At 63.3% G+C, this 13,986-nt stretch carries 18 protein-coding genes and 1 pseudogene; 1 reads left to right on the forward strand and 18 read right to left on the reverse strand.

Going from position 1 to position 13,986, the window contains the following annotated elements:
* Nucleotides 1–10: 10 nt before the first annotated feature.
* From Q0063_RS08845 to Q0063_RS08905, 13 genes and pseudogenes are all read right to left on the reverse strand, one after another.
* On the reverse strand, nucleotides 11–319 hold the full coding sequence (locus tag Q0063_RS08845) for a hypothetical protein (protein WP_297871615.1): 309 nt from the start codon (nucleotides 317–319) through the stop codon (nucleotides 11–13).
* A gap of 361 nt (nucleotides 320–680) precedes the next feature.
* Complete coding sequence (thrC, locus tag Q0063_RS08850; RefSeq protein WP_297871616.1) at nucleotides 681–2,168, reverse strand: threonine synthase; 1,488 nt, start codon at nucleotides 2,166–2,168, stop codon at nucleotides 681–683.
* A 41-nt stretch (nucleotides 2,169–2,209) separates the two neighbouring features.
* Nucleotides 2,210–2,569 carry a YraN family protein gene (locus Q0063_RS08855; protein WP_297871617.1) on the reverse strand — a complete coding sequence of 120 codons (360 nt, stop codon included), beginning with the start codon at nucleotides 2,567–2,569 and terminating at the stop codon, nucleotides 2,210–2,212.
* A pseudogene (locus Q0063_RS08860) lies at nucleotides 2,566–3,204 on the reverse strand (ribonuclease HII); the annotation flags it as partial. The gene Q0063_RS08855 and the pseudogene Q0063_RS08860, both read right to left, overlap by 4 nt.
* Before the next feature lie 129 nt (nucleotides 3,205–3,333).
* Nucleotides 3,334–3,849: a hypothetical protein gene (locus tag Q0063_RS08865; RefSeq protein WP_297871618.1), complete on the reverse strand. Its 516-nt coding sequence runs from the start codon at nucleotides 3,847–3,849 to the stop codon at nucleotides 3,334–3,336.
* 1 nt (nucleotide 3,850) lies between these two features.
* A complete protein-coding gene (gene ylqF / locus Q0063_RS08870) occupies nucleotides 3,851–4,735 on the reverse strand; it encodes a ribosome biogenesis GTPase YlqF (RefSeq protein WP_297871619.1) in 885 nt (294 codons plus the stop codon).
* A gap of 1 nt (nucleotide 4,736) precedes the next feature.
* Nucleotides 4,737–5,348 carry a signal peptidase I gene (gene lepB / locus Q0063_RS08875; protein ID WP_297871620.1) on the reverse strand — a complete coding sequence of 204 codons (612 nt, stop codon included), beginning with the start codon at nucleotides 5,346–5,348 and terminating at the stop codon, nucleotides 4,737–4,739.
* Nucleotides 5,349–5,385: 37 nt separating this feature from the next.
* Nucleotides 5,386–5,991, reverse strand: a complete 606-nt coding sequence (lepB, locus tag Q0063_RS08880) for a signal peptidase I (protein ID WP_297871621.1) — start codon at nucleotides 5,989–5,991, stop codon at nucleotides 5,386–5,388.
* A 188-nt stretch (nucleotides 5,992–6,179) separates the two neighbouring features.
* A complete protein-coding gene (gene rplS / locus Q0063_RS08885) occupies nucleotides 6,180–6,521 on the reverse strand; it encodes a 50S ribosomal protein L19 (RefSeq protein ID WP_297871622.1) in 342 nt (113 codons plus the stop codon).
* Nucleotides 6,522–6,722: 201 nt separating this feature from the next.
* Nucleotides 6,723–7,799 (reverse strand): DNA repair exonuclease, encoded by a 1,077-nt coding sequence (locus Q0063_RS08890; RefSeq protein ID WP_297871623.1) that lies wholly within the window; start codon nucleotides 7,797–7,799, stop codon nucleotides 6,723–6,725.
* A 231-nt stretch (nucleotides 7,800–8,030) separates the two neighbouring features.
* The gene (locus Q0063_RS08895; protein WP_297871624.1) at nucleotides 8,031–8,516 is read right to left on the reverse strand and encodes a YbaK/EbsC family protein; all 486 of its coding nucleotides are present in this window, start codon (nucleotides 8,514–8,516) and stop codon (nucleotides 8,031–8,033) included.
* A gap of 246 nt (nucleotides 8,517–8,762) precedes the next feature.
* The gene (locus Q0063_RS08900) at nucleotides 8,763–9,263 is read right to left on the reverse strand and encodes a hypothetical protein (protein ID WP_297871625.1); all 501 of its coding nucleotides are present in this window, start codon (nucleotides 9,261–9,263) and stop codon (nucleotides 8,763–8,765) included.
* Nucleotides 9,264–9,284: 21 nt separating this feature from the next.
* On the reverse strand, nucleotides 9,285–10,058 hold the full coding sequence (locus Q0063_RS08905) for a TIGR00282 family metallophosphoesterase (protein ID WP_297871626.1): 774 nt from the start codon (nucleotides 10,056–10,058) through the stop codon (nucleotides 9,285–9,287).
* Nucleotides 10,059–10,574: 516 nt separating this feature from the next.
* Between Q0063_RS08905 and Q0063_RS08910 the strand changes: the two genes are divergently transcribed.
* Nucleotides 10,575–11,033, forward strand: coding sequence for a hypothetical protein (locus tag Q0063_RS08910; RefSeq protein WP_297871627.1), 459 nt, complete (start codon nucleotides 10,575–10,577; stop codon nucleotides 11,031–11,033).
* 106 nt (nucleotides 11,034–11,139) lie between these two features.
* Here the strand turns inward: Q0063_RS08910 and nrdR are convergent, their stop codons facing one another.
* The 5 genes from nrdR to Q0063_RS08935 all read right to left on the reverse strand — a co-directional run bounded on the left by nrdR (nucleotide 11,140) and on the right by Q0063_RS08935 (nucleotide 13,944).
* Nucleotides 11,140–11,604 (reverse strand): transcriptional regulator NrdR, encoded by a 465-nt coding sequence (nrdR, locus tag Q0063_RS08915; protein ID WP_297871628.1) that lies wholly within the window; start codon nucleotides 11,602–11,604, stop codon nucleotides 11,140–11,142.
* A gap of 317 nt (nucleotides 11,605–11,921) precedes the next feature.
* Nucleotides 11,922–12,461 (reverse strand): hypothetical protein, encoded by a 540-nt coding sequence (locus Q0063_RS08920; RefSeq protein ID WP_297871629.1) that lies wholly within the window; start codon nucleotides 12,459–12,461, stop codon nucleotides 11,922–11,924.
* 65 nt (nucleotides 12,462–12,526) lie between these two features.
* Nucleotides 12,527–12,889: a hypothetical protein gene (locus tag Q0063_RS08925; RefSeq protein WP_297871630.1), complete on the reverse strand. Its 363-nt coding sequence runs from the start codon at nucleotides 12,887–12,889 to the stop codon at nucleotides 12,527–12,529.
* Between the two features lie 62 nt (nucleotides 12,890–12,951).
* Nucleotides 12,952–13,452, reverse strand: a complete 501-nt coding sequence (locus tag Q0063_RS08930) for a hypothetical protein (protein WP_297871631.1) — start codon at nucleotides 13,450–13,452, stop codon at nucleotides 12,952–12,954.
* Nucleotides 13,453–13,575: 123 nt separating this feature from the next.
* Entirely contained in the window at nucleotides 13,576–13,944 is a 369-nt protein-coding gene (locus tag Q0063_RS08935; RefSeq protein WP_297871633.1) for a type II toxin-antitoxin system PemK/MazF family toxin, read from the reverse strand.
* Nucleotides 13,945–13,986 lie beyond the last annotated feature (42 nt).

Consider the following 13,986-nt stretch of genomic DNA (forward strand, 5'->3'; position numbering starts at 1 on the left):
CCCTTTCTCCTCAGTGCCGTTTCTTCTTTTTCTCCTTCCCCACCTCGTCGTCGTAGATGAAGGGCATTCCGCAGCGGGGGCAGTACACCGTTTTCTCGGAGGGCCGGGCCTGGGGCCAGCGGGGTTCCCCCTTGCCGCAGTACGGGCATTTCAGATGCTCGCTGCTGACAATGATGCCCACGATGCTGGCCGCGATCAAAATCAGGCAGACGCCCCGGAGGGTGTCGTTGGGAATCAGCAGGCCCAGCAGCACCAGCGCCGCGATGGCTCCGATGCTGAACCAGTAGAGCTTTGCCCATTCCCGTTTCAACGTTTTCAAGACAGCTTCTCCCTTTCTTCCTCCGCTTCATCGTCACAGGTGAAGGGCCTTCGGTTTGATCCCGCAAATTCTCAATATCCAGGCATCCGGCCCGCGACGCCAAAGCGCCAGGTGAGCGGCCGCGAAAAGAGAAGGGCGGGCCTTTCAGTGAGCGCCCCCGCCTGCGCCATGCTGCGGGCTGGAGTCCTGCGGAATCGAGGCCTTGCAGCTCTTGCGCGAAGCGGTTTTTCTCTTTTGGACCGTCCACGGCCCGTTTTCTCTTTTTGGCCGCGCCAAAAAGAGAAAACGGGGGTGGAATGGACAAGCCGGCATACTGGCATGAGACTCCCTCGCCCGTCAGGGCGGGAATAAACTTCTCGGATTATTTCAGGAAGTCCAACACCACGCCGTCCATCTCCGCCTTTTCCGCCGTGAGATCGAAGCGGGGGGCCTTGCCCTTCAGGGCCGCCAGGCGTTTCGGGATTGCAACGCCGGTCTTCCCGTGCAGCTGGTCCAGCAGCTCCACGCCGCTGCCCCGGGGCGTCTCCCCGATGGCCTCCAGCACGTGGTCGCAGAACTTATAGGGGGAGGCGGTGGAGACGAAGACCGCCGGCGTCCCGTCCCCGGTGGCAGCCCGGTACTGCTCCATCACCTGGGCGGCCACGGCGGTGTGGGTGTCGATGAGGTAGCCGTATTCCTTATAATACCGGGCGATGGTTTCGGAGGTGCCCGCCTCATCGCAGAACCCGGCCCAGAACTGTTCCCTCAGCGCCGCCTTGATGGTCCCGGACACCTCATAGGTCCCGCTGGTGTTCAGAGCCTCCATATACCCCCGGACCTCGGCGTCGTTCTCGCCGGAGAGGTCGAAGAGCAGCCGTTCCAGATTGCTGGACACCAGAATGTCCATGGAGGGGCTCATGGTGGTGTGGAAGGGCCGGTTCCTGTCATAGACGCCGGTGCGGAGGAAATCCGTCAGCACGTCGTTGCAGTTGGAGGCACAGATCAGCCTGCCAACCGGCAGCCCCATGCGCTTTGCGTAGTAGGCCGCCAGAATGTCGCCAAAGTTGCCGGTGGGCACGCAGAAGTTCACTTTGTCCCCCATTTTGATTTCTCCGTCCCGGAGCAGGTCGCAGTAGGCGGAGATGTAATAGACCACCTGGGGCAGAATGCGGCCCCAGTTGATGGAGTTGGCGGAGGACAGGAAATAGCCCCGGTCCGCCAGGGTCTTCCGGATGGCTTCGTCGGAGAAGATGCGCTTCACCCCGGCCTGGGCGTCGTCAAAATTCCCCGCCACGGCGCACACGCCTACATTCTGACCCTCCTGGGTGACCATCTGGGCCTTCTGCACGTCGGATACCCCGTCCCTGGGATAAAAGACCATGATTCTGGTCTGGGGCACGTCGGCAAAGCCCTCCATGGCGGCCTTGCCGGTGTCGCCGGAGGTGGCCACCAGAATGCAGACCGTCTTGTCCTCCCCGGTCTTCCTCAGGGCGGCGGAAAGCAGCTGGGGCAGCATCTGGAGCGCCATATCCTTGAAGGCGGAGGTGGGCCCGTGCCACAGCTCCAGGCAGTGGGTGCTGCCGTCCACCTTCCGCAGAGGCGCGGCGGCAGGATGGTCGAACTTATCGGGACCATAGGCGTTTTCCGCGAAGCCCAGCAGTTCTTCCTCGCTGTAATCGGTGAGATACAGGGCCATGACCTTAGCCGCCCGCCGCTGGTAGGAGGCGTGAACCAGGCTGTTGAGGAAGTCCGCCCCAATCTGGGGAATGGTCTCCGGCGTCAGCAGGCCGCCGTCCCGGGAGAGGCCCATTTTCACGGCCTCCGCCCCGCCGATGCGCAGGGCGCTGTCCCGCGTGCTGTAGTATTTCATCTGAATCTACTCCTTTTTCAGGTTTTTGATACTCTGTCCGTCTATTCAAAGGCGTTTTCCAGATACTCCACCCGGAGTCCGCCCCGGCTGTCCTCGTACACCTCCGCCACATCGAACCGGACGGGCGGCTCCCCGCCGCCCCAGGCGGCCAGGTACAGCGCCGCCGTCCTCCGCAGCCGGGCCCGCTTCCGTTCATCCACGAATTCCCTGGGCAGGCCGATGGAGCCCGCGCCCCGGCGCTTTACTTCCACGAAGCACAGAATTCCCTCCGGCGAACGGGCGGCCAGGTCCAGCTCCCCGTACCGGCACCGCCACTGGCGGTCCAGAATCTCATAGCCCCGCTCTTCCAGATACCGGGCAGCCAGGGCCTCCCCCTGGTCGCCGGATTCCTTTTTTCTCATTGCCGCCGGGCCTCCCACTTTTTCAGAAAGGTCCTCCGGTGCTCCGGGCAGGGGCCATACCGGTCCAGGGCGGCGTAATGGGCTTTGGTGCCGTAGCCCTTGTGTCCGGCGAAGCCGTACTGTGGATATTGCCGGTCCAGCTCGCCGGAAACAAAGCGGTCCCGGCTGACCTTGGCCAGAATGGACGCCGCCGCGATGGAGGCGCTTTTCCCGTCGCCGCCCACCAGAGTCACATGGGGGGCGGTGATGGACACCCGGCTTCCGTGGTCCCGGTTGCCGTCGACGAGGCAGAGGTCCGGTCTTGTATCAAGCCCGTCGATGGCCCTCTGCATGGCCAGCATCCGGGCGTTGAGGATATCTATTTCGTCAATCTCAGCCGCCGTGACAAAGGCCGCCGACCAGGAGACCGCCTGAGCGGTAATCAGGCCGTACAGGGCTTCCCGCCGGCTCTCGGTCAGCTTCTTGGAGTCGTTGAGGCCGGGAATGTCCAGCTCCCGGGGCAGGATGACGGCGGCGGCATACACCGGACCCGCCAGGGGACCCGCCCCCGCCTCGTCCACGCCGCAGAGGCAGTCAAATCCCTGATTCCACTGTTCCCGTTCCGGGGCCCACAGGTCCATGGCCCGTTCCTCCTTTTCCGCACTGTTTCCAAATTCAGCAGCGCAGCCCGTTCACCGGGCCGCACGCACGGACGCCTGAGCCCCCGGGGAGCCCGCCCCAGGAGAGACAGCATGGCCCCGCTTTCCGCTCCGTCACACGCCTCTCTATCTCCGGACCGCAAGCAGGCCCTTCCGCTCCAGCAGAGCCCCCAGGTCCCCATATCCCTGGTACATCCGCCGCACGGGGAAGCGCTTCCCGTCGGGGAACTGGAAGAAAAAGCCCCACAGAAGGGGAATCACCGGCGGCTCGATCTCCCCCAGGTCCCGCACCGTCACACCATAGAACGCCAGGTCCCGCCAGCGGAGGGACCGGCGCTCCCGGCGGCTGAATACGAACACCACCATCTCCTCATCATAGAGCAGATGCCCCGTGCCCAGATAGAAGGTCCGCCAGGCAAAATACACCGTGAAGGCGGCGCAGACCGCCACCCCCAGCCAGCAGGAAATCTCGGCCACCCGCTCCCGGCCCGGCGCGAAGCCCACCACGGCCATCACCGACGGGTCCGCCGTCATCCGTCCCGTGAGAATCATCCACACGCCGCCAAGGGTGCTCACCAGGAAGAGCACCCACACAAGACAGGCCGCGGCAAGGGTCAGCCGGCCCGGCCCAACGCGTCTCATCTCATTCCTCCTCCGGCGGAGCCTCCAGAGTAAACCGCCCCAGCTTGCCGGAACGGAACTCATCCAGGAGAATCTTCGCCATGCGCTCCGTGTCGATCTCTCCGCCGGACACCAGAAAGCCCCGCCGCCGTCCGGCGGTCTCCAAGAGGCGATAGCCAAAGGCCACGTCGTTCTCCCCCTCTTCCCGCTCCGGGAGGGCGGGGAGCTTATAGCCGGCTTTCAGAGCCTCCGGGTAATGCTCCGCCAGAAAGGCCATCAAATGGCAGCCCAGGGTCTCCGTGTCCAGAATCTCGTCCTTCACTGCCCCGGTAAAGGCCAGATTCAGCCCGGCCTGCCGGTCTCCCAGCTTTGGCCAGAGGATGCCGGGGGTGTCCAGCAGGTCCAGGGAGGCGTCCGCGTGGACCCACTGCTTACCCCGGGTGACGCCGGGGCGGTCCGCCGCCCGGGCGGACTTCCGCCCGGCCACCTTGTTGATGAAGGTGGACTTGCCCACGTTGGGCACCCCCACCACCATGGCCCGGATGGGACGGCCCACCAGACCCTTTTCCTTCCACCGGACAATCTGCTCCCCCAGCACCTGCCGGGCGGCGGGAACCATCCGGCTCACGCCGCTGCCGGAACGGGCGTCCGCCGTCACCGCCATGACGCCCTGCCGCCTTGTGAAGCAGTCCGCCCAGACCTGATTCATCCGGGGGTCCGCCTGGTCCGCCCGGTTCAGGATAATCAGGCGGGGCTTCGCGCCGCAGATGGCGTCGATGTCCGGGTTGCGGCTGGACAGAGGGATGCGGGCGTCCACGATCTCCACCACGATGTCCACATGCTTCAGGTCCGCCTCAATCTGCCGGCGGGTTTTGGTCATATGTCCGGGATACCACTGGATGTCCATATCAGGCGATTCCTCCGATCCGCCGGTAATTCCGTTCTCCTGTCGCAGCGTCCGGCCCCGGAAAGGCCACAAGCACCGCCCGCCCGATGAGATAGCGGGTGTCCACGGTGCCCAGCCGGGCATCCCGGCTGTCGTTGCTGTGGTTGCGGTTGTCCCCCATGACAAAGACGCTGCCCTCCGGCACGGTGAGGGGGAACTCCGTGCCCTCCGCCGTATAGGTGGGCTCGTTGATATAGTCCTCGTGGAGGGGCGTTCCGTCCACGAAGACGGTGCCGGAGAGAAAGTCAATGTCCACCACCTGACCCTCTGTGGCGATGACCCGCTTGACAATCAGGCTGTCCATGAAGGACTCCTTCCGCAGCACCACGATGTCCCCCTGCCGGTAATCCCCGCAGAGTCCGGCGTTCAGCACCAGCAGCCGGTCCCCGTCCTGAAGTGTGGGGACCATGGAATGGCCGTCCACGCCGATCAGGCGCATGACGAAGGTGAACAGCAGCACCACCGCCAGTACGGAACACACCAGGGCCTGAACCCACTCGTAAATCTCCCGGCCTCCGCCTGTATTCTTTTCCGCCGTCTCCCCGCTCCAAACCGCTTGTCTGTCTCTTTTCATGGTTCTCTTTCTCCGTGCTGTCCTGATATGATGTGTGTTATGAAAACGCCTCGGACCCGGCCAGGGTTCCAATCCGCCGCCAGTCCCGTCGGTCCGTGTCCGCCGTCTTCCCCGGGAGCAGCAGGCACACCGCCCGGCCTATGATATTCCGGGTATCCACCATGCCCAGGCTGGGCTCCCGGCTGTCCCGGCTGTCGTTCCGGTTGTCCCCCATGAGGAACACGCAGCCCTCCGGCACAGTGGCGGGAAACACCGTCCCCTCCGCCAGGTGGGTGGCCTCCCGGATATAGGGCTCTTCCAGGTCCGCGCCGTCCACCGTAACCACGCCGGTCTCAAAATCAATGTCCACCGTCTGGCCCTCCGTGGCGATGACCCGCTTGACGATGGGCTCGCCGTTTTCAAAGCTGGCCTTGGCCGCGATGACGATATCCCCCCGGCGGAAATCGCCGCAGAGCAGGCTGTTCACCACCAGCAGCATGTCCCCGTCCTGAAGCGTGCTGCGCATGGAGCCGCCGGAGACGCCCACCACACGGGCGGCAAAGGTAAACACCAGCACCGCCGCCAGCACAGAGCACACCAGGGCCTGCATCCACTCATAAGCGCCCCGGTCCGTCTGCTGTTCGTTCTTTTCTTCTGGCTCCATTCCGCTCCCTCCAAATTCCGGCCTCTCCCGGCTCCCGCCGGGAAACGCAATGCAATCTTAATCAGTATACCAAATCTGTCCCCGAATCTCAATAGATTCCGTGAATTTTTTGCGCTTTTTTGGCTTCTCCGGCTTCTCCGGGCCGCCAATAAAAAAAGAGAGGCCCTGCCTCTCTTTTTTTATCTCGATCAAAGCTTCTCCTTGACCTTGGCGCTCTTGCCCACGCGGCCCCGCAGGTAATACAGCTTGGCACGGCGGACAGCGCCGTTCCGGACCACCTGAATGGTGTCGATGGAGGGGGAGTGGATGGGGAACACCTTCTCCACGCCCACGCCGTAGGAGATACGGCGGACGGTGATGGTCTCCTCGATGCCGCCGTGCTTCTTGGCAATCACGATGCCCTCGAAGACCTGGATACGCTCGCGGGAGCCTTCCTTGACCTTCACGTGAACACGCACGGTGTCACCGATCTGAACCTTGGAAGTTTCCTTGGCCAGGGCCTCTTTGTTCAGTTCCTTGATAAGATCCATGGATTTTATTCCTCCTGTTTTATAGGCGTTCTTGCCGCTTTTCTCAGGCGCCGCGGCGCTTTCTGGCCCGCGCACGGCAGAGGACCGCCCTTTGTAGCCTGAACAGAATACCACACTCTTTCCAAAAATGCAAGAATTTTTTACAAATTTACAAAAAGACGAAAAGTTACGAAGACTCGTGAAAATACCCGGGGAAATCCATCAGCCCAGGTCCCGCCGGTCCAGCGCCGCCAGACCGAACCGGGCCGCCAGGGTCACCGTCTCCCGCTCCGCCTCGCTGCCGGCCCGCTCCCACCTGGCCCGCAGCTCCCGGAGGAACAGGCCCCGCAGGGAGTCCTCCCCCGCCCGCGCCCAGACGTCCTCCGCCAGGCGGGTGCGGTCCTGGACCTCCAGGACATAAAACCGGTCCGCCAGCGCCGTTTCCAGGGCCCGGCCTCCGGCATCGCCGGTCTCGCCGGTCAGAATAATCCGGTACAGGTCCCTCTCCGTGTCCGGCGGCAGCACCGCTTCCACCGCCGCCCGGGGCGCAATCCCCGTCACGTCCACCTCCAGCGCCTCATAGCGCCGGCGGGCGAAGGGGACAAAGGTCACGCCGCCGCCGACCGTTCCCTCGTAAAAGCCCTTCTCCCCGGTCTCGTCAAAGCCCCGGCCCTCCAGACAGCCAGGCCAGGCACAGAGGGTCTTCCCCTCTCTCCAGGGCTCCCTCCGCTTGTGGATGTGGCCCAGGGCCAGATAATCCAGGCCGCTGGCGGCGATCTCCTCCCGGCGGATGGAGTTGTAGCGGGCCTCGGAGGAGTCCGTCTCCCCGTGGAGAAGTCCGATGTGGACCCTTCCGTCCCGGGGCGCGGAAAAGCCCGCCAGCAGGCTTTCGGACTGCTCCGGGCCGGTGAAGGCCGCGCCGTGGACGACAACGCCCCACTCCGGCAGCTCCACGGCAGTCATGGTCCTGTCCCGGAAAATATGGACGTTTTCCGGCCACGTCTCCGCCGCCCAGGGACTGCCCGGCCCATAAAAATCATGGTTCCCCGGCGCGATGAACACCTGCGCCTCCATGCGGCCCAGGGCCTCCGACAGGGCCTCCTGGGTCTCCCGGTAGCCGCCGCCGTCAAACACGTCCCCGGCCAGCAGCACCAGCCCCACGCCATGTCCGTTCACATAGTCCGCCAGACGGAACAGGGTTTCCCGCCGCTCCTGCCGGAGCCGGGCCGCCTTTCCGGGCCCCAGCGCGCGGAAGGCGCTGTCCAAATGCAGGTCCGCGGCATGAATGAATCTGAGCATATCAGCGCCTCCCGTGTTCAAGATGGTCCGCTCCTCCCGCCGGGCCTCCGCCTGTCGAAACAGCGCGCCTTCCGCGAGGGCGGAGGCCGCCGCCCGGACCGGCGCCGCCGGGCGGGCTCTGACCCGTCTGTCAAAATTTCCGATCGTTCCCCTGGCATTCTTTCCCTCTGTCTCCGAGGAATCAGGCCTTGGGAAAAGCGGAGACAGCCCTTTATTTTACCTGCTTTTCGTTCAGGAAAGAGCGGGCTGCCAGGCCTTGCACACGTCCACCCACTGCTGAAAGTTGGAGGAACAGCGCTCCAGCTCCTGGCAGGTCAGCTCAATGGCGCTGTTGTCGCTGCCGGCGGCGGGGAATACCGTCTCAAAGCGCTTCAGGGACACATCCAGATAGACCTTCACATTCTCCGGCAGGGCGAAGGAACAGACGCCCCCCACATCGTGTCCGATGAGGGTATGGGCCTCCTCATGGGTGAGCATTTTGGCCTTGGCGTGAAACTGCGCCTTGTATTTGCTGTTATCAATTTTAGCGTCCCCCGCCACCACAATGATGATGGGCTCCTCCCCCACCTTGAAGCTAAGGCTTTTGGCGATGCGGGCGCCTTCCACGCCCACCGCCACCGCCGCCAGCTCCACTGTGGCGGAGGAGACCTCAAATTCCCGGATGCGGCCGGACATGCCGAACTGCTCCATGTACGCTCTTACCTTCTGGATAGACATGACTTGTTTCCTCTTTCTTTTTTCTTGTTTTTCTTGTTTATGGCTTTTGATGCTCCTCCGGCACATCCGGCAGGGCCCGCAGGAACGCGCCGTCAAAAATACTGATTTTATGCGGCGTTCTCTCAGAATCATCTGGGAACACATATACGAAACAGTCGCCCTCATAACAGGAAAAACAGCTGATAATTTCAATCTCCCGGCCCTGCCAGGCCATCCTGCTTCCTATATACTGCTCCGGGCCGCCGCTCATGGCCGCATCCCCTTCCGGGAGAAGTCCGCCCGCCACCGGACCAGCAGCGCCATACCGGAGATCAGGCAGACCAACAGGCTCAGAAGAGGCTCGGCCCCCACATAGGCGCTGTGTCCGCCCATGGCCCGGGCAAAGAGAATCAGGCCCTCGTTCAGGGTAAACAAGCCGCCGCCGCAAAAGCCCGCAGCCCACAGCGCATTCGCAGCCCGACTCCGGAACCAGGGGGCCAGGGCCGCCGCCAGCGCCGCGGCGAAAGGTCCCAGAAACAGCGCCGCCTTAATCAGGCCCCACACAGGCCCTGTTCCGCCGGAATACCATTCCATCACGCTTTCCGGGCTTCCGCAGATGCGGACGGCCCGCACCAGCACCGTGCCCAGCATCACCGCCGTCAGCACCGCCCGGAGGAGCCGGTTCCGGAGCGGCTTTCCCCCGCCGGGGCCGTGGGGGCCTTCTGCGCCGCCCCTTCCCGGCCCTTTGTCGATGTCCCATCTCTTCATACGCGCTCCCGCTTTCCCCGCTTACCGGATATCCACCCGCTCCACCGCCGTGCAGAGGCCTGCGGCGCTGTCCAGCGTGAAGATGGCCCCCTGCATCTTGCAGGGGCCCTCCGGCTGCTTATACCGCCCCGGCAGTCCCCCCAGAAACGTCTCCACCGACTGCCAGGGCTCAATGCCCAGCACCGATTCAATGGGGCCCGTCATGCCCAGGTCCGTGATATAGCCGGTGCCCTTGGGATACACCCGTTCGTCGGCGGTGGGAACATGGGTGTGGGTGCCCCAGAGGGCGGAAACCCGGCCGTCCAGATAGTAGCCCATGGCCAGTTTTTCGCTGGTGGCCTCGGCGTGGAAGTCCACCAGGGTGAACTCCGCCGTCCCCTGCGCCAGAAGCCTGTCCGCCGCCGTGAAGGGGTTGTCCGCCCCCCAGGCCAGGTCACAGCGGCCAATCAGGTTCATCACCCGGACCCGGATTCCGCCCAGGTCAAAGATTTCGCAGCCGTGGCCGGGGGCCCTGCCGGTGTAGTTGGCGGGCCGCAGCAGCCAGGAGGCGTCGTCCAGAAAGTCCTTGATCTGCATTTTGCCGAAGCTGTGATTCCCCAGGGTCACGGCGTCGGCCCCGGCGTCCCGGATGCGCTCCGCCTGGTCCCGCGTGAGGCCCACGCCGGAGGCGTTTTCCCCGTTGACCACGGTAAAGGCAATGTTCTTGAGCTTTTGCAGAGGCCGCAGAACCCTCTCCAGGTGGCGAAGACCCGGCTCCCCCACCACGTCGCCTACGGCCAGAATGTGATACAGCATATGCGCCCTCCCATCTAAGAGCCTGTTTATAATCCATCGAAACGCCGTCTCAGGGCATCTTTTTCCGCCGATGCTGCGTTGGTTTGACTTGAAATCCGCCAGGATTCCTGCGTCAAACCGCCTTGCCCGACAATTGGATAGCCGTTGGCGGCTCTGCCGCCTTACGGATATCACATGCCTATTGGGTAAAAAATCTGCCCCACTCCGGCACTCCGCCGGATTTTAAACAGGTTCTAAGGACTACAGTATAGCAAAAATCCGGTGCTTTGCAAAGGGAAAATTGCGGGGGAGTGTATCATCGGGAGATTTTATGCAGGGGCCGGGCTCTGTCCCATCCCGGCTTCCGAAGACCAGGCGCTTCCGAAAAACAGGGCAGAGCCTGCCCCCGCGCCGCTTCCCCCTGATAAAATATGGGAACGGACGCCCCCAATTGTGGGAACAGCCTTGCCGGAGGGCCGCCGGTATGGTACGATGATTCCGGCAGAGACAATTTTGCATTCGGGAGGCGCCGCGGACATGGACGAGCTCAAAACCATATATGAACGCCTGCTGCGCCCGGTTTTCGGCGGGGAATTTCACATTGATGACAGCGGGGAACCTCAAAACTGGGTAGCGGTCACCCTGGACGGAGGGCGCGGAGATTTTTACGTTTCGCTGTACGGAACAGGCTGCGCCCATCTGTACTGGTGCAATCAGTGCTTCCTGTTCGATCAGCACCGGAATGATCTGGTATCCTCCGATACTTATGATGAAATCGTATATGAGGCCGGTTTCGGCCCGGAGGAGCTGCCCCGCCTGATTGCCGGTCTGATTGTGCAGCTGAAGGACTGCGTGTATCTCTCGAAAAAGGAGACGGTCACAGGAACAATCCCCTCGGGCTACGATGATATAAAAGACTATGCCATCCGCCTGAAGGCATGGGACGCAGGCCGGCCCGTGTACCGGCTCACCAATATTACGCTGGAATTCGTGTAAAGATGCCTTTTGCCCCGCCGGTCTCCGGCGGAACAGGGCCCGCATACCGCCCCAGGCCCCAGGGAACCCGGCCCGCCGGAACAATTCCGGCGGGCCGGGTTCTCGCTCAGTGCTGGTCCTTCTCCGCCAGCAGCTTGCTCAGCTCCTCCATAAAGGTGTCGATATCCTTGAACTCCCGGTACACCGAAGCGAAGCGTACATAGGCCACCTGGTCGATGGAACGCAGGCGCTCCATCACCCGTTCGCCGATGCTCTGGGTGCTGACCTCCCGCTCAATGGAGCTTTGCAGGTCCCGCTCGATCTCGGCGGCGATTTTCTCCAGGGAGGCCAGAGGAGCCGGGCGCTTCTCGCAGGCCCGGATCATGCCGCCCAATATCTTGCCCCGGTCAAAGGTCTGGCGGCTGCCGTCCTTTTTGATTACCATCACCGGCAGGCTCTCCACCGTCTCATAGGTGGTGAAGCGCCGGGCGCAGGAGAGGCACTCTCTCCGGCGGCGGATGCTGTTGTTCTCCTCAGCGGGGCGGGAATCGATGACTTTGCTCTCATTATAGCCGCAGTATGGACATTTCATAAGAGACCTCCTGATTCTCCGCCGCAGCGAACGACGGCGGGCTTCTTTTGGGGCGGTCCTCCCAGCCGCCTTATACCGCAGATTATAACACGTCTTTGCCAAAGCTGTACAGCAATAATTTCAAAATTAGAAAAATTTCCCTTTTCAGTCTCTTTTGAAAGCCCGCCGGACCGGCGGACGGGCAAATTGCAGGGGGCCCTTGTTTGAAGGGACAAACAGAAACGGACGGACTTCTGTCCGTCCGTTTCTGCCCCGCCGGTCATTGCGGGGCGGACGGCGGAATCCGCCGGAACGGCCCCAGGGGATATGACGAAACCCTAGAAAACAGGATGCTCCTCGCTGTCAAAGCGGAACACCGCCCAGCGGCCCTCACCGATGGAGCGGACGCGGGCAAAGCAGAAGAGGGCCGTCAGGGGAAACGGCTTCTTCGCGTCATAGGGCAGGGCCAGCTCCCGGACGCCGTCCCCGGCCTTCCGGGTCAGGCCCGGCTGGACGCCCCGCAGCCGCTGCCGCAGCCAGGCCGCCCGAAACAGCCGTTCCGGTGACGCCGCGTTCTCCCAGCGCTCCGGCTCCCTCTGGCCCGCCGGACGGGCCTCGCCCCGGAGAACGCGGCCCAGCGGGGCCGTCATCTGGCGGGAGAAGCGGCGGCGAATCATCCCCGGGCCGCCGCCCTCCCCCTGGGGCTCCAGGACGCCCAGGCGCAGTTCCCCCCGGTCCCCCACGGCCCAGGCGCACCAAAGCGCCCCTTCCTCCTCCGGCAGAGGACAGCGGGCGGTGAACCAGGTGTACAGGGCCTCTCTCTCCGCCGTCAGCTCACCGGAGGGAACGCCGTCCAGCAGCAGCGGAAACTTGTCCATACGGCCCGCCTCCTTCTCAAACTCAAAAAACCGCCTGCGCTATCCTTATGCGCAGACGGCTTTTATTATGTCCTCTTCCGGTGGTTCCGGCGGAAAATTTCCTCCTCGATGAAATAGTTGGGCATGAACTCGCGGAACAGCCAGTTTTCCAGGGCGTCCACGATTTCCTGCTGGCTCCGGGAGGTAAAGGACAGCAGCGGGTTGACCCAATCATCGTCCAGAATCGCCTCCAGACGGAACGCCCCCTCCGGGTCGCCGTCGGGATACCAGCCCAGGTCGATGGCAAGGCGCTGTGTCTCCACCCGCTTGTTTCGCTTGCGGGTGTGGTCCGTATAGATGTGCAGGATGTCCTCGATGAAGAAGACCAGCCACTTCCGGTCCTCCGGCGGCAGGGTCTCCGGGTCCAGGGTGGAAAATTGATTGAACATGACGCTCCAGCCGCCGGGAATGCGGAGGGGCTGCAAATAGCTCCACGATTTCTCCATCGCCGTCAGGCGACGGTGTACCCGCCCCGGACCAGCAGCTTGGTGGTGGCCGCCGAGGCCCGGACGCCCCGCCCCTCAATGGTCATCATGTACAAATGGTTCTGAACCAGAGCCCCGCCGTTTGCCAGGGTGCCGGCGGTGGTCTCGTCGATGAGGCCAGGGTCCGAGGGAGAGACGCAGACGGCGGAGCCCACCCGCAGCATGACTTCGCAGCCGATGTCCCCCGTCAGGGTCTGTCCGCTGGACAGGGTCACCACGGTGAAGGACGCGGACGCGCTCCCTCCTCCCACGGAGACGCCCTGCTGGGCCAGGTTCCCGTTCCGCTCCGCAATCTTCTGGTCCACCCGCTGGAGAATGGTGTTCATAAAGGTTTCATTCAGGTAGCTCAGGGTTACCAGGGGGTCCTGTCCGCTGCCCGCCTCCGCCGCCAGGGTGGCCGTGGTCATCAGCAGGCCGCTGAGAGCCAGCAGGACGATTGTCCGCAAAAACCATCTGTTTTTTTTCATATGTACCTCCATCTGTCTGTCTCTCGGGACCCACACGCGCCCGGGCCGTTCCGGCGGCAGGGGCGCAAAGCTCCCTCCGGCGGGGCGCGGAAACACCCCGCCGGAAGGCCCGGTTTTGCCCAGTCACACCAGCTGGTCGTGGGGCAGGCCGAAGCTGACCGCAATCGCCAGATCCACCTTCATCATCACATTTTCCTCCACATGGCCCATCCGCTCCCGCAGCCGCTTTTTGTCCAGGGTCCGCACCTGCTCCAGCAGGACCACGGAATCCCGGCTCAGGCCGCAGCTCTGGTCCACGGGAAGGTCAATATGTGTCGGCAGCCGGGTCTTGCCCGTCTGGGAAGTGATGGCCGCCGCGATCACGGTGGGACTATAGCGGTTTCCGGTATCGTTCTGAATAATCAGAACCGGCCGGACGCCGCCCTGCTCGCTGCCCACCACCGGGGAGAGATCGGCATAGTAAATATCGCCGCGCTTGACACTCGTATCCACAAAGTTCACACTCCGCCGAAAGAAGTACCCATCACCGAAGGC

The sequence above is a fragment of the uncultured Oscillibacter sp. genome, from assembly GCF_947654275.1.
GTDB lineage: Bacteria > Bacillota > Clostridia > Oscillospirales > Oscillospiraceae > Oscillibacter.

Bases quoted from the DNA above. Each gene is read 5' to 3' on its own strand.
- thrC (WP_297871616.1), bottom strand. From the start codon at position 2,168: ATGAAATACTACAGCACGCGGGACAGCGCCCTGCGCATCGGCGGGGCG.
- Q0063_RS08855 (WP_297871617.1), bottom strand. From the start codon at position 2,569: ATGAGAAAAAAGGAATCCGGCGACCAGGGGGAGGCCCTGGCTGCCCGG.
- Q0063_RS08865 (WP_297871618.1), bottom strand. From the start codon at position 3,849: ATGAGACGCGTTGGGCCGGGCCGGCTGACCCTTGCCGCGGCCTGTCTT.
- ylqF (WP_297871619.1), bottom strand. From the start codon at position 4,735: ATGGACATCCAGTGGTATCCCGGACATATGACCAAAACCCGCCGGCAG.
- lepB (WP_297871620.1), bottom strand. From the start codon at position 5,348: ATGAAAAGAGACAGACAAGCGGTTTGGAGCGGGGAGACGGCGGAAAAG.
- lepB (WP_297871621.1), bottom strand. From the start codon at position 5,991: ATGGAGCCAGAAGAAAAGAACGAACAGCAGACGGACCGGGGCGCTTAT.
- rplS (WP_297871622.1), bottom strand. From the start codon at position 6,521: ATGGATCTTATCAAGGAACTGAACAAAGAGGCCCTGGCCAAGGAAACT.
- Q0063_RS08890 (WP_297871623.1), bottom strand. From the start codon at position 7,799: ATGCTCAGATTCATTCATGCCGCGGACCTGCATTTGGACAGCGCCTTC.
- Q0063_RS08895 (WP_297871624.1), bottom strand. From the start codon at position 8,516: ATGTCTATCCAGAAGGTAAGAGCGTACATGGAGCAGTTCGGCATGTCC.
- Q0063_RS08900 (WP_297871625.1), bottom strand. From the start codon at position 9,263: ATGAAGAGATGGGACATCGACAAAGGGCCGGGAAGGGGCGGCGCAGAA.
- Q0063_RS08905 (WP_297871626.1), bottom strand. From the start codon at position 10,058: ATGCTGTATCACATTCTGGCCGTAGGCGACGTGGTGGGGGAGCCGGGT.
- Q0063_RS08910 (WP_297871627.1), top strand. From the start codon at position 10,575: ATGGACGAGCTCAAAACCATATATGAACGCCTGCTGCGCCCGGTTTTC.
- nrdR (WP_297871628.1), bottom strand. From the start codon at position 11,604: ATGAAATGTCCATACTGCGGCTATAATGAGAGCAAAGTCATCGATTCC.
- Q0063_RS08920 (WP_297871629.1), bottom strand. From the start codon at position 12,461: ATGGACAAGTTTCCGCTGCTGCTGGACGGCGTTCCCTCCGGTGAGCTG.
- Q0063_RS08925 (WP_297871630.1), bottom strand. From the start codon at position 12,889: ATGTTCAATCAATTTTCCACCCTGGACCCGGAGACCCTGCCGCCGGAG.
- Q0063_RS08930 (WP_297871631.1), bottom strand. From the start codon at position 13,452: ATGAAAAAAAACAGATGGTTTTTGCGGACAATCGTCCTGCTGGCTCTC.